The sequence below is a fragment of the Hyunsoonleella flava genome, from assembly GCF_004310325.1.
Taxonomy (GTDB): Bacteria; Bacteroidota; Bacteroidia; order Flavobacteriales; family Flavobacteriaceae; genus Jejuia; species Jejuia flava.
Window position 1 is genome coordinate 117,382 of sequence record NZ_SIRT01000007.1, and the last position, 14,757, is coordinate 132,138.

The window sequence follows — 14,757 nt, forward strand, 5'->3', positions numbered from 1 at the left end:
ATTTATCTTGGTCAAAGATAAAATCATACTATGAATAAAACTAAAGAAACCTTTGTGTTTGGTTTTGCATTATTTGCTGGCTTTTTTGGGGCTGGGAATTTAATTTTACCACCACTATTAGGTTTTAAATCGGGATCAGACTGGTGGCTGGTAACTCTTGGGTTTATTATATCAACAACAATAATTCCTTTACTAGCTATTTTTGCGCATGCCAGATTACAGGGTACTTTTTTTGATTTTGGAAAAAAAGTATCACCAATTTTTAGTCTTATCTTTAGTTTTAGCATGTTTGCTATTACTGTAACTTTACCTTGTCCTCGAACTGCGGCAGTTACCCATGAAATGGCAATTGCCCCTTTTTTTGGAACAAGCTCTTTACTTACCAGTGTTGTATATTTTGTGTTAGTTTTTGTTTTTGTGATGAACAGAAATAAAGTGTTAAGTATCATTGGTAAATATCTAACCCCAATAATTGTTTTAATCATATTAACTATAATCGTTATTGGTGTTTTTTCTCCTGTAAGCGAAATGAATCCATCAAGCTTTGAGTTGCCAGTTATAGGTGGTATGCTAGAAGGCTATCAGACTTATGATGCAATGGCGGGCATTATTATGGGTGGTGTGGTTTTGGTATCTATAAACAGATCTAAAGACAACATGTCCTTTGCTGATAAAAAAGTAATGATTGCGAAATCTGGTTTAATAGCTATGATAGGTCTATTTATAATTTATACAGGTTTAATTGCTATTGGAGCTTTTTACAATTCACATTTTGATGAAAATATAACTAGAACAGATTTACTTTCTGGACTAGCAACAAAAACTTTAGGAAATACGGGGTCAGCTTTTTTAAGTGTCTTGATTGCTCTAGCATGTTTTACAACAGCAGTCGCTATAGTTGTTAGTTTTGCAGATTTTTTCAAAACTTATTTCAAAACCTTTAAGCACACGTATTTACTTGCTGCCATTTTTTTCTGTGTTGTTGGTATTGTGGTAGGGCAAATGGACGTAAAGTATATAATAGATGTTGCTTTACCAGTATTAATGTTTATTTATCCACTTTGTATAGTGCTAATAATTTTAAACGTTCTTCCTGAAAAATTAGCTACAAAACTTGTGTTTAGATGGGTGGTTTTAGTAACGTTTATTTTTAGTATTCCAGATTTTTTAGGATTTATAATACCTGCAGAAAATCTTGAAGGAATAAAAACAGCAATTCCTTTCGCACATCAAAATTTAGGATGGGTTTTGCCAGCTATCGCCACTTTTATATTGGTAAACATATTCGTAAAGCTGAAAAGGTAGTTATTAGGCTTTTACCCTTTTAATTGCGGTAAAAGCTTTGTCAACGTACTCATCTTCAACTAAAATGGTGAATTCGTTGGTGGTTGAAATTACTTCGTATAATACCACCCCTTCCCAAGCCAATCGTTTAAAGAAATGGTAGTACAGTCCCGCAATTTTAGAATTATCCTGAGGTAAATTAATGCTAATAGCCGATAGGTTTTCTTGAATGGCAATAAAGTATTCGTTTTGCAAGTGCTCTTTAACAAAATCGTTTAAGCTACTGGAAACTATAAGGTTGCTTTCATGGATGCCTCTTGTAAAGGTGTAAAATAATTTATCTTCCTGATTGATACGCTCCAATATTTTCGCGTGATTATCAATAAGAGTAGACGAATTTTTTACTGTAAAATCAGTAAGATTGGAACGTACCGTAATATCTCCAAGATTCTGGATAACACGTTTCATTTTGATAGTATTACCCAAAGTAGGCGGCGGATTGTAACGCCGAAGCGCCATCATAATAGCTCCTGGCTTCACGTCTTTTTTTAGCATTTTACTGATGGGTTCGGTAAGCTCTACAGCCAAAGCGCTAAAATTAATGATGTTTCTAGCCAATGCTTCTTCTAAATAAGGTTGGGTGATTAAAATATCTTCAACACAGTTCGAAACAGTCTTCATGTTAATTATTTAACAATTTGTGCAAAAATAAACGTTTTTTTGTAAAAACACCTTATGTTTACATTTGAATTCTACTTTTGTACTTCTAATTATGTGAACATGAAAGTTTTAAAGTTTGGAGGTACATCGGTAGGTTCAGTAAAGAACATGGCTAATGTAAAAAACATTATTAATGACGGAGAGCGTAAAATAGTTGTGCTTTCTGCAATGTCAGGGACCACAAATAGTTTGGTTGATATTGCAAGGAATATAGAGTGCAAAAATGTTGATGAGGCTCTTTCAAGTATTAACGCCTTGCATGGTAAGTATATCAAAGTCATTGATGAACTTTTATCAGATACTTCATTAAATAATGATACAAATAGGTACATTTCAGAACGCTTTAATTTTTTAATTGAGTCTACGTACAAATCATATTCTCAAGTTTTAGATAATGAAATTTTGGCTCAGGGCGAATTGATGTCAACATACATGTTTAGCAATTATCTAAAGCAAGAAGGGATGAGCTCAACATTACTTCCTGCTCTAGATTTTATGAGAATTGATGCAAATAAAGAACCTGCTTTTGACAGTATTGAAAGTAAGTTGACCGAGGTTCTGGATAGTGCCAAAACTGCTGAAATCTATATCACGCAAGGTTTTATTTGTTTAGATGAAACCAATGCGGTTTCGAACTTACAACGTGGCGGGAGCGATTATACGGCAACCATTATTGGGGCAGCCATAAAAGCCGAAGAGGTACAGATTTGGACAGATATTGATGGAATGCACAATAACGACCCTCGTTTTGTTGAAGGTACAAAACCAATTTCAGATTTATCATTTGATGAGGCAGCGGAGTTAGCCTATTTTGGAGCCAAAATTTTACACCCACAAACCGTATTGCCGGTAAGGGAAGATGGTATTCCTGTACGCTTGAAAAATACCATGGATCCTGCAGCAAAAGGGACATCAATAACGAGTAGTCACTTTGAAACTGGTATAAAAGCTATAGCAGCAAAGGATAATATTACGGCGATAAAGATTAAGTCGGGTAGAATGCTACAGGCACATGGCTTCTTAAAAAAAGTATTCGAGATTTTTGAAATCTATGAGACCTCTATCGACATGATTACCACTTCAGAAGTAGCGGTATCATTAACTATTGATGATGATAAAAATTTACAGCAAATTGTTTCAGAACTAGAAACCTTCGCCACCATAGAAGTGGATAACAATCAAAGTATTATTTGTTTGGTAGGACACGCTATTGTAGATCATGAGGGTACACACAAACTCTTTAAAATTCTAAAAGATGTAAACATCAGAATGATTTCATACGGCGGAAGTCGAAACAACATTTCTTTACTTGTTGACACCAAAAACAAGGTAAAAACACTTCAAAAACTAAATAGTTATTTATTTGAATTAGTCACTCTATAATAAAAGTCAGTGTTTTTGATGGTAAGGGAGGTTGCGTAGCCTCCCTTTTTTTATGCGTTCATGAGTTCTTCAATCTCTTCAATTTCAATAGGAATATTTTTCATAAGATTGAATGGTGCACCTTTTTCTAGGATTACAACGTCATCTTCCAGTCTTACGCCAAAACCTTCATCAGGGATATAGATGCCTGGTTCCACAGTAAATACCATATTGGCTTGCATAGGCTCAGTTAAGATGCCATAATCGTGAGTGTCTAATCCCATATGGTGACTTGTGCCATGCATGAAATATTTTTTGTAGGCTGGCCATTCAGGATCTTCATTTTTAACATCCGCTTTGTCGAGTAAGCCTAGGCCTAATAATTCCGAAGACATCAGTTTACCGACTTCAACATGATATTCAGCCCAATCCGTTCCCGGAACTAGCATTTTTGTTGCTTCATTTTTCACCCTTAAAGCGGCATTATATACTGCTTTTTGTCTTTCAGAAAAACGACCTGAAACAGGAATGGTTCTGGTCATATCGCTGGCGTAATTTGAATATTCAGCCCCTACATCCATCAAAATTAATTCCCCCGCCTTGCATTCCTGATTGTTCTCAATATAATGAAGGACGTTAGCGTTGTTTCCTGATGCGATAATGGGTGTGTAAGCAAATCCCTTGGAGCGATTTTTAATAAATTCATGAATGTATTCTGCTTCAATTTCATATTCCTTTACACCTGGTTTCACGAAATTTAAAATACGTTTGAATCCTTTTTCTGTAATGTTACAAGCTTTCTGAATTAAATCGATTTCAATATCCTCTTTCACAGACCGTAGTTGTTGTAAAATAGGATTGCTTTTGGCTACAGAATGTGCCGGATATTTGTCCTTTAACCATTTAGTAAAACGATCTTCACGTGTTTGTACTTCAACGGTAGCGCGGTAATGTTCGTTGGTGTTTATGTAAACCGTATCGCATTGCGTCATTATTTCAAACAGTACTTTCTCCAAATCTTGTAACCAGTACACTGTTTTAATACCACTGGTTTCAAAGGCCATTTCTTTGGTTAGTTTTTCGCCTTCCCAAATAGCAATATGTTCGTTGGTTTCCCTTAAAAAGAGAATTTCTCGATGCTTCTCTTTAGGGCAATCAGGGAATATCACTAAAACACTCTCTTCCTGATCTACACCGCTCAAATAAAAAATATCTCTATGTTGTTGAAAGGGCATGGTACTGTCTGCACTGATAGGATATATATCGTTGGAATTAAAAACAGCTAGACTATTTGGCTTCATTTTAGAAGCAAATTTTTTTCGGTTTTTTATAAAAAGTTGATTGTTTATAGGTAGATATTTCATGTTATGAGTACATTAATTTTCCGACTGATGTAAATGTATAAATAAAAAAGTAGATTATTATTTGTTATATTTGATTCTTCCCTCAACCCGATTAATAAATATTAAAAACCCAAAACGAATGAGAAAAATTACATTTTTGAGCATATTGCTACTATGTTTAACTGGGCTTGCCAATTTGAATTCCCAGGCACTCTTGGAAAGAGTACCCCTTCAAACACAAATCGAAAAATCAGATTTAGTTGTTGAGGGAAAAGTTATTGCAAAGAGATCTGTATGGGATGATGCCCATAAATTAATTTATACTATTAATACTATTGAAGTGTACAAAGTTTTTAAAGGTAGTGCTGTTCGTACAGTAGAGGTGATTACTGTTGGCGGAACGGTTGGTTTAAAAGCATTAGTTGCCCATCCAAGTTTAAAACTTCGTAAAGGAGATATAGGTGTTTTTGTTTTAAACAATAACAATATTTCGTTTTCTAAGACTTCAAATTCAAAAGTAAAAAAGTTTAAGCCTAGTGGGTTAACTCAGGGTTTTTACAAGTATAATCTTTCAGAGGATATTGCAGTTACGCCTTTTGTTAGGAAGCAAAATATTGTAGGAAGTTTTTATGACGAAATCCAACGTTATTCGAAATCTAATATTGTAGAATTAAAATCGTTTGACGCTAGCGCAAAGTCGGCGAAAAATAACAATGGAAAGGTGTTTTTGCCTCCAAGTGCACTTACTTTGAATAAGACTTCAGTGTCAGCAGGGACAAAAGATGCGTTAACTATAACCGGTTCTGGCTTTGGTACTGTGCAAGGTAAAGTACAATTTAGAAATGCTGATGATGGAGGTGCATCCTTTATTGATGCTTTAGATACAGACGTTGTAAGTTGGGCGGATGATCAAATAGTAGTTTATGTGCCTTCCGACGCAGGAACTGGTACTATTAGAGTTAGAGATGATAATGGTGTTCTATCTCCTGAGTCATCAACATTAACAGTGCTATATGCCGAAATAAATGTTATTTCAGATGCTGGAGGAAATCCTGATACTGCATATCAAGTGCAGCATGTAGGGCAAAATTTTAGTGGAGGCATGACATGGCGTATGCAAACAGAATTTTTTGATGACACAGAAGTGCCAGGTGCAAAGGCAGCTTTTATGCGAGCTTTCAATAATTGGATTTGTGAAACAGGCATTAATTATGAAATTGGCCCTACGGGTACAGCAGTAGATGCTGCTGGGTCTGGAACAGATGGTACCAATGTTATACGATTTGATAATGGTAGTGAATTAGATTCTGGAACTTTAGGTGTTTGCTACTCGTATTTTTCAGGCTGTGGTGACGGTGCTGGCTCATTTAATTGGTATGTTTCAGAACTAGACTTAGTTTTTAATGACACTACTAATTGGTATGTAGGTACTGGTACACCGGCTAGTGGACAAATTGATTTTGAAAGTATAGCTTTACATGAATTGGGGCATAGCCATCAATTAGCTCATATAATAGATCCTAACAATAATACAGTTGGTAACAATGCCGAGGATGTTATGCACTATGCGTTTAATAGTGGAGAGTTTCAAAGATTAATTACTGTTAATAACAGTACAGCTGCAAATTTAATTCAAGATAGAAGTACGGGTTCCAATCCTTGTCCTACTTTGGTGCTTTCTGCAATGACAGATGCATCATGTCCTTTAAGTATAGAAGATTCTGTACTTGAACAAGGTGTGAGTATTTACCCTAACCCAGCTAAAACACAATTGTTTATTAAGAACGGATCATATTTGACACTAAAAAGCGCATCGTTATATGATTTGAGTGGACGTAATATTGTAGATTATGATATCTCTGAAGGTTCTAAACTTAAAACTATAAGTCTTTCCAATGTTTCTTCTGGAGTTTATTTTATAAAAATTGCTTCTGATGAAGCTTCAGTAACTAAGAAATTAGTGATTGATTAAGAAAATAAAGATTACCATCTCAAAAAGGCATCCTAAAACTAGGGTGCCTTTTGTTTTTAACCTTGTATTTATGAGTATTGGCAATATTCTAATTAAAATCATTCTAAATAATAAAAACATGACATTTGTTATTTGTCTAAGAAAGCTTCCATGGCTACCTTTGTGTATCTTATAAATAAACACAACAATGGCCGGATTTTTTAAATCTTCAGTTGGAAGGAAAGTAGCCATGGCGCTATCTGCATTCTTTCTTATGTTTTTCTTAATAATTCATTTAGCGGTTAATATTACATCACTTTTTAGTGCTGATTTATTTAATGAGCTATCGCACTTTATGGGAACCAATCCATTAGTACAATTTGCTTTGCAGCCCGTTTTAATTTTTGGGGTAGTATTCCATTTTGTTATGGGCTTTATCTTAGAATTGCAAAACAAAAAGGCAAATGGTGTAAGCTATGCTAGAAATAATGGTAGTGCTAACTCTTCTTGGATGAGTAGAAACATGATTTATAGCGGACTAGTAATTTTGGCTTTTATCGTATTGCACTTTATTGATTTCTGGTTTCCAGAATTAAATGTAAAATATATTCAAGGCGACATGTCTGGAATGCATAATGGCGAGTATCGTTATTTTCATGAATTAGTTGAAAAGTTTCATAATCCACTTCGGGTGGGTGCATACGTTATTTCCTTTGTGCTTTTAGGTTTACATTTAGCACATGGTTTTACATCGGCATTTCAATCCATGGGGTCAACAGCAGGACGTCAAAAAACAATGCAGCAAATTGGTAAGGCATATTCAATTTTGATCCCTTTAGGGTTTATTATTATTGCTGTCTATCATCACTTAAATCCACACCATTAATCTTAAATAATTATGGCTTTAGATTCAAAAGTACCAGAAGGTCCAATTCAAGATAAGTGGACAGATTATAAAAATAAAATCAACCTCGTTAATCCAGCGAATAAACGCCATATTGACGTAATTGTAGTCGGTACTGGTTTAGCAGGAGGTTCTGCAGCGGCAACGTTAGCGGAATTAGGTTATAACGTAAAAGCTTTTGCATATCAAGATTCTCCACGTCGTGCACACTCCATTGCAGCACAAGGTGGAATTAATGCAGCAAAGAATTACCAAGGCGATGGGGATTCTACATATAGATTGTTTTATGATACTGTAAAAGGAGGTGATTATCGTTCTAGAGAAGCCAATGTGTATCGTTTAGCTGAGGTGTCTGCGAATATTATAGATCAATGTGTTGCGCAAGGTGTACCTTTTGCACGTGATTATGGTGGATTACTTGATAACCGTTCCTTTGGTGGTGTACTTGTTTCAAGAACGTTCTATGCTAAAGGACAAACAGGTCAGCAATTATTGTTAGGAGCTTATTCTGCAATGAACCGTCAGATTGCTCGTGGCAAGATTGAGATGTTCAACCGTCACGAAATGTTAGATGTTGTTATTATTGATGGAAAAGCTAGAGGTATTATAGCAAGAAACTTAATAACTGGAGAAATTGAGCGTCATTCAGCCCATGCCGTGGTTGTTGGTACTGGGGGCTATGGTAATGTGTATTTCTTATCAACCAATGCTATGGGAAGTAATGTTACTGCAGCATGGAAAATTCATAAAAAAGGCGCGTATTTCGCTAACCCTTGTTACACACAAATACACCCAACATGCATTCCACGTTCAGGCGATTATCAATCGAAATTAACTTTGATGTCCGAATCGTTGCGTAATGACGGGCGTATCTGGGTACCGGCTAAATTAGAAGATGCTCAAGCGATTAGAGAAGGAAAGAAGAAACCAACGGATTTATCTGAAGAAGAAAGAGATTACTACTTAGAACGTCGTTATCCAGCATTTGGAAACCTAGTACCTCGTGATGTAGCTTCTAGAGCAGCTAAAGAACGTTGCGATGCTGGTTTTGGAGTAAATGCCACTGGTGAAGCAGTATATTTAGATTTTGCGGATGCCATCAATCGTTATGGAACAGAACAAGCTAAAATCCATAATATCTCAAATCCTTCAAAAGAAAAAATATACGAATTAGGTAAAGCCATAGTTGAAGCTAAATATGGAAACCTTTTCCAAATGTATGAGAAAATTGTAGATCAAAACCCTTACGAAACTCCAATGATGATTTATCCAGCGGTTCATTATACTATGGGCGGTGTTTGGGTAGATTATAACTTGATGACTACAGTTCCTGGATTGTATTGTATCGGTGAAGCAAATTTCTCAGACCATGGAGCTAATAGACTTGGAGCATCTGCGCTTATGCAAGGTTTAGCCGATGGCTATTTTGTGTTACCATATACCATCGGTGATTATTTGGCAGATGATATTAGAACAGGCAAAATCCCAACTGACAACAAAGAATTCGATGAGGCTGAAAAATCAGTACAAGAACGCATAGATTTCTTTGTGAATAATAAAGGTTCTAAATCTGTAGATTACTTCCATAAGAAATTAGGTAAGATAATGTGGGATAAGTGTGGAATGTCTAGAAATGAAACTGGATTGAAAGAAGCTATTAAAGAGATTTCTGAACTTAGGGCAGAGTTCTGGAAAGAGGTTTCAGTTCCAGGCGGCGCTAATGAGTATAATGAAGAGTTAGCCAAAGCAGGACGTGTTGCAGATTTCTTAGAATTAGGGGAGTTGTTTGCTAAAGATGCCTTAGTTAGAGAGGAATCTGCCGGTGGACACTTTAGAGAGGAATATCAGACACCTGAAGGTGAAGCAAAACGTCGAAAGGAATTCCAATTTGTTTCTGCATGGGAATATAAAGGTGAACCTAAAGATGCTATTTTGCATAAAGAAGCCTTGGAATATGAAAATATTGAAGTAAAAGAAAGAAGTTATAAATAAAAAAGATGCTATGAATTTAACACTTAAAATTTGGAGACAGAAAGACTCAAGTTCAAAGGGTCAAATGGTAGATTATAAAGTTACTGAAATTTCGGAGCATATGTCTTTTTTGGAGATGATGGATGTTTTGAATGAACAATTGGTAGTTAAAGGTGAAGAACCAGTAGCTTTCGATCATGATTGTCGTGAAGGTATCTGTGGGATGTGTTCTATGTATATAAATGGTGAAGCACACGGTCCAGATAGAGGTATCACAACATGCCAATTGCACATGCGAATGTTCAACGATGGTGATACGATTACAATAGAACCATTTAGAGCAGCTGCATTCCCAGTGATAAAAGATTTAGTAGTAGACAGAAGTGCTTTTGATAGAATCCAACATGCAGGAGGTTACATTTCTGTGAATACCTCTGGTAATACGCAGGACGCAAATGCAATTCCTATTTCAAAACACGCGGCAGATGAAGCTATGGATGCTGCAACATGTATTGGTTGTGGTGCTTGTGTAGCTACTTGTAAAAATAGTTCTGCAATGTTATTTGTTGGAGCAAAAGTTTCTCAGTATGCCTTGTTACCTCAAGGACAAGTTGAGGCAGCAGACCGTGTTAAAAACATGGTAGCTCAAATGGATTTGGAAGGCTTTGGTAATTGCACGAACACTGGAGCTTGTGAAGTTGAATGCCCTAAAGGCATTTCTCTTGATAATATTGCAAGAATGAATAGAGAGCTTTTAAAAGCATCTATTTAATAATAAATATATAAATTAAAAAGGGCTCATATTCCACATATGAGCCTTTTTTCTTTATCTTCTACATCATTTATGTTTAATTATGTTGAAATTTAAAAGCCTGCTACTGCTTGTCTTAATAACTTTTGGGCAGTTTAGCTGTAGCCAGAATAAATCGATGTTTAGTAAAGATATGTTACTGGAACATCTTCAAATTTTATCATCTGATACGTATGAAGGCCGAAAGACTGGCACTAATGGTTCAAAAAAGGCTAGAACTTATATTATTAAACAATTTCAAAACTTCGATGTTAAGCCACTAGATACTTTATTTGAGCAAAACTTCAATTTTTCTTATGCCAATAAAGATTATCAAGGTACCAATATTTTAGGAACTGTAAAAGGTACTTCAAATCCAGATAAGTATATTGTTATAAGTGCACATTACGACCATTTAGGCATTCAAAATAATATAGTTCACAACGGTGCAGATGATAATGCTTCAGGGGTATCTGCCCTTATCGCTTTCGCGGAATATTTTAAGAAGTTCCCACCAAGGCATTCCGTCATTTTAGCTGCTTTTGATGCAGAAGAATTAGGGCTGGAGGGATCTAAATATTATGTAAATAATCCGATAGTTGCAACGGAGAAACTGGTGTTCAACATTAATATGGATATGATAAGCAGAAGCAATAAAAAAGAACTATTTATGGTGAGACCAAAAGACAGTGAACTTTTAAATAATGCATTACGAGAAGTGAAGCAATCGTCAAAAGACATATTATTAACGTTTGGTCATGATGGAACGGATGGTTTAGAAGATTGGACTTATGCCTCAGACCATGCATCATTTTATAGAAAGCAAATCCCCTTTTTGTATTTAGGCGTAGCCGATCATAAGGATTACCATAAGCATACTGATGACTTCGAGAATATTCATCCAGATTTTTATAAAGAAGCAGTGCATCAAATCATTTTGATGTTTAATTCAGTAGACCAAATAGCTTTCTAAAAATAAGCTTTCAATTGGATATTTCCTGTATGAATGGTTCTGCTAGTTTCGGTCTTTCTGCCAAAGTAGCTTAAGTTTAAATCCAGAAACTTAGTAAGCTTTTTTTGCGCTAATAGCGTCCACGTAAAGTTATTTCCAGGTTGTAGGCCTTCAAGCATTTGAAACGCTACAGGTGTATTTGGGCTTCCAGTAAAATCATTTGAAAAATAGTTCACTTCACCGTTAATAGCCCCTTTTTCATTTTTGGAAAAGTTGAAACCCAAACCAAATTTTTGCTGTTGTAAAGATTCTAGGCTACCGATAGTATTATCTTTTACGGTGTACTGATAAAAAATGTCAAAACGACTATTTTCATTGAATAGGTAAGATAATTTTGGATTAAGCAACGCTTCATCAAACTTAAAATTTTTACTGGTGAAATTCTCACTAGAACTTTCATTGGAGCCAATGGCCGTTTGAAAGGTTATGAGCCAACTTTCTTGTATTTTATGGTTGAAGTTTAGCTGATGGCTCCTTAAATTATTTTTCAGGAGTCCAACCGATAGTGTGTTACTAGATTTGTTCGAGAGGTAAGTATATGACGTGGTATACTTCTGTTTGCCACGATTAAAGAAAAGTACATTTCTAAAGTTGAGTTGTAATCCAAGTTGGTTTTCAGCATCACTTTCAAAAGGGTTTAGGTTGAAATTACTACCATTTCTTTGAATTTTTCTGTCTATTAGATAACTGGTCTGATTATAAAAGTGCGACCAGAATTTTTGAGACTTTTTTTCTGAAACACGCCATTGTGCAGGATTGATCGTTAGTGTTTGACTGAAACGATTTTGATGTGTTTTTATAAAAACTCTATTAGGCAGTAGTACGCGAATATAGGTGCCTTGATCTGTAAATTGCGCAATTTCAAACTCTTCCAATTCTTGAATGCCGTTTTCATTATAATCAATCCAAGTATAGGTGCCTTGTCCAGGTTCTACTTCTACATAAGTAAAATCCTGTTGTGGTAGAGTACCCGAATTGGTTTCAAAAACTGTATTAGATTGCACAATATTTTTGAATAGTTTCTGATTATACTGCAACCTTGAGTTTAATGAATTTTCGTCCTCAATGCTCTCATCTTCTTGATTTAAGGTTCTGTAATTAGCATAAAGCGATAAGTTTGTGTTTTTATTTTGAACAAGTCGAGAATCTATATAAAACGTGTTAGATGTATTCACTTTTTTCAACTGATTGTTTCTAATACTGTCGTTTACGCGATGCTTGTAGCCTAATTGAGCAAAAACCTTTGTGCTATCTCCAATGCCAAAAAAGCCCTCATAGGATGTGAATTTCTGACTTAAAGGTGTTAAGGTTTCGGTGGCAATTTCAGTTTGTACATTGTCTTCAACGGAGAATTTTGCGCCTACCCAACTTTTTTTCATGTTATAAGCAACAACATTATGAGACCGTAAAAACGAAGATCTGTTTATACTAGATTCGGCATCTAAAACACTGGTTCGTGAACTAATTCTTAGATTTTTCAAAAGTAAATCTGCATTTAAAATATGCCGGTTTCCATTAAACCCTTTGGCAAAATCCAGATATTCAAATTCATAATTAATGCGTCCTTTTTTGTAGTGGAAAAGATTTATGCCTGTGTTAAGGAATGTTTGACTTCCAAGTTCACCAACACGTTGATTCCCTCTGGGTTGTTCCAAATTCCAATCACGATTAAACTCAGCATTATATAAAATTTCAATACTTCTAAAGTTATCCTGAATATAATCTGCATTTACGTAGGCATCCATATTCCAAAGACTATCTTTTTTGATGAGGTGTTGTGCTACCTTAATTTTTCCTGCAAAGCCATCGTTGTTATCATCATCTAAATTTGAAAATAAATTCAAATCGTTTTTACTGCCTGCCATTTCAAAAGCAACTGAGGTTTTCTCAGAAGGCGTATAATTTCCATTTACAACAGTCATTTGTAATTTTACGGGTGCGACCAGCTGGACTATTGGTGCGTAATTACCTTGTAACTCTCCGGCATACTCATAAATATTGTTAATAGTACTGGTGTTGGATAGTACATAATCACCTTGATTTGGTCCCACAAGTGTAAATGATACCCGAAATAGTTCATCATTTGGATCATTAGAGAATACAAAAATTTCATTGCCGCCAATAATATCTTTTCTATATAGAATTCGATTTTCGCTGAAAGATTCCTCAATTTCAGAAGGAGCAATCATCTGCGTTCTGTCGTCACCAGCATTTGATAAAATCTGCACTTGGCTCTCTGATAAATTTTGCTGCAACGGTTGGTTTTTAGCATCCCTTTCGGAATAAACTGAAACCCCTATTTTCAATTTATCACTGCTGTAATTTCCGCCACCATAAGCCACTAAGCGCGAATAGTCTCTGTCGCTAAATTGGTAATCTACGGTAATTCGCATTTCAGAAGTTATGGGAAATGTGGTGTTGAAAATGATTTCACCGGCGTTATAGTCTATAATATAATCTTTATCCTCCCCACGCTCCAGAGGAATACCGTTTACATATACTGTTTCACTACCCGATACAATGAGCACAAACAATTCGCCATTTTGTCCCTGCAGTTTATAAGGCCCTTGGTTGCCTTCCTGAGCAATAAACTGGCTCGTGGTAAATTGCCCACGTACCAAGGCGCCAGCAGCAAATACGTTGGTTTGAGAATCGTTACCGCCTAAGTTAGCATTAATGGAAAGCCCTTGCACACGTTTGGAAAAAGCACCGAAAAACGAATTATTGTTTTGCAAATCAATATCACCTGCACGAATGTTCCAATTGTCGCTAAAAAGTTCTATAAATACTTGGTCAAATTCATCCAAACGCTGGCTGTAACCACTTTCTTGTAAAGGGATATTGGCATCTTGTATGGATGCCCTTAACGATACTCTATCATTGAGTTTTCCTGTAATTTGAAGATCTAACTCGCTATTTAAAACTGAATTTTGATTGTTTCCAACAGTCACACCACGCGAAATACTTCCCGAAGTAGTTAAACCATCGAATGGTACAAAATTTCTAGAAGTATTGGATTGGGATAGTTGATACAGTTTATCTGCACCATCATTATTTTTCACAATGATACTTTCATCTAATTGCTTGTACGTTTTAGTGAGAAATTCAGGGAACTTTAAATAGTTGATGATTATAGTGTCGCCCGCAAGAGGCTTTTTAAACACCAATTTGGCTTTAGAAAAATCAATATCGTAATATGAAGCATCTAGAATTATATTGTTTTTGGTCTTTACAGAAAACCAACTGGAATTGATACTTACACTATCCACTAAAATAGTATCCCTAACCGCAACTTTTTTAGTTTTGTATTTGCTGTTTTGGTTTTGCGCAAAACCGCCAAAACTAACTAGAACAAACGTAAATAGCAATACATACTTCATCAGGTATTTAAACTACGATATGCTTAAAATATTTTTAGTG

General features: G+C 35.5%; 10 protein-coding genes. 7 read left to right on the forward strand and 3 right to left on the reverse strand.

Going from position 1 to position 14,757, the window contains the following annotated elements:
* Positions 1-30: 30 nt before the first annotated feature.
* Positions 31-1,305, forward strand: coding sequence for a branched-chain amino acid transport system II carrier protein (gene brnQ / locus EYD45_RS09825; protein WP_130964371.1), 1,275 nt, complete (start codon positions 31-33; stop codon positions 1,303-1,305).
* A gap of 3 nt (positions 1,306-1,308) precedes the next feature.
* On the opposite strand, the gene EYD45_RS09830 is transcribed toward brnQ, so the two are convergent.
* Positions 1,309-1,965 (reverse strand): hypothetical protein, encoded by a 657-nt coding sequence (locus EYD45_RS09830; RefSeq protein WP_130964372.1) that lies wholly within the window; start codon positions 1,963-1,965, stop codon positions 1,309-1,311.
* 99 nt (positions 1,966-2,064) lie between these two features.
* Between EYD45_RS09830 and EYD45_RS09835 the strand changes: the two genes are divergently transcribed.
* Positions 2,065-3,387 (forward strand): aspartate kinase, encoded by a 1,323-nt coding sequence (locus EYD45_RS09835; protein WP_130964373.1) that lies wholly within the window; start codon positions 2,065-2,067, stop codon positions 3,385-3,387.
* A gap of 50 nt (positions 3,388-3,437) precedes the next feature.
* Here the strand turns inward: EYD45_RS09835 and EYD45_RS09840 are convergent, their stop codons facing one another.
* On the reverse strand, positions 3,438-4,730 hold the full coding sequence (locus EYD45_RS09840) for an aminopeptidase P family protein (RefSeq protein WP_130964374.1): 1,293 nt from the start codon (positions 4,728-4,730) through the stop codon (positions 3,438-3,440).
* A gap of 118 nt (positions 4,731-4,848) precedes the next feature.
* Here EYD45_RS09840 and EYD45_RS09845 point away from each other — a divergent pair, with 118 nt between their 5' ends.
* The 5 genes from EYD45_RS09845 (at position 4,849) to EYD45_RS09865 (ending at position 11,298) form a co-directional block, all read left to right on the forward strand.
* On the forward strand, positions 4,849-6,681 hold the full coding sequence (locus EYD45_RS09845) for a T9SS type A sorting domain-containing protein (RefSeq protein WP_130964375.1): 1,833 nt from the start codon (positions 4,849-4,851) through the stop codon (positions 6,679-6,681).
* Positions 6,682-6,868: 187 nt separating this feature from the next.
* Positions 6,869-7,546, forward strand: coding sequence for a succinate dehydrogenase cytochrome b subunit (locus tag EYD45_RS09850; RefSeq protein ID WP_130964376.1), 678 nt, complete (start codon positions 6,869-6,871; stop codon positions 7,544-7,546).
* 9 nt (positions 7,547-7,555) lie between these two features.
* On the forward strand, positions 7,556-9,556 hold the full coding sequence (locus EYD45_RS09855; RefSeq protein ID WP_207303307.1) for a fumarate reductase/succinate dehydrogenase flavoprotein subunit: 2,001 nt from the start codon (positions 7,556-7,558) through the stop codon (positions 9,554-9,556).
* A 10-nt stretch (positions 9,557-9,566) separates the two neighbouring features.
* Positions 9,567-10,307 (forward strand): succinate dehydrogenase/fumarate reductase iron-sulfur subunit, encoded by a 741-nt coding sequence (locus tag EYD45_RS09860; protein ID WP_130964378.1) that lies wholly within the window; start codon positions 9,567-9,569, stop codon positions 10,305-10,307.
* A 157-nt stretch (positions 10,308-10,464) separates the two neighbouring features.
* Positions 10,465-11,298, forward strand: a complete 834-nt coding sequence (locus EYD45_RS09865; RefSeq protein ID WP_233702605.1) for a M28 family peptidase — start codon at positions 10,465-10,467, stop codon at positions 11,296-11,298.
* On the opposite strand, the gene EYD45_RS09870 is transcribed toward EYD45_RS09865, so the two are convergent.
* Positions 11,295-14,717 carry a hypothetical protein gene (locus EYD45_RS09870; protein ID WP_130964380.1) on the reverse strand — a complete coding sequence of 1,141 codons (3,423 nt, stop codon included), beginning with the start codon at positions 14,715-14,717 and terminating at the stop codon, positions 11,295-11,297. The two genes, EYD45_RS09865 and EYD45_RS09870, sit on opposite strands and share 4 nt — an antisense overlap.
* Positions 14,718-14,757: the final 40 nt, after the last annotated feature.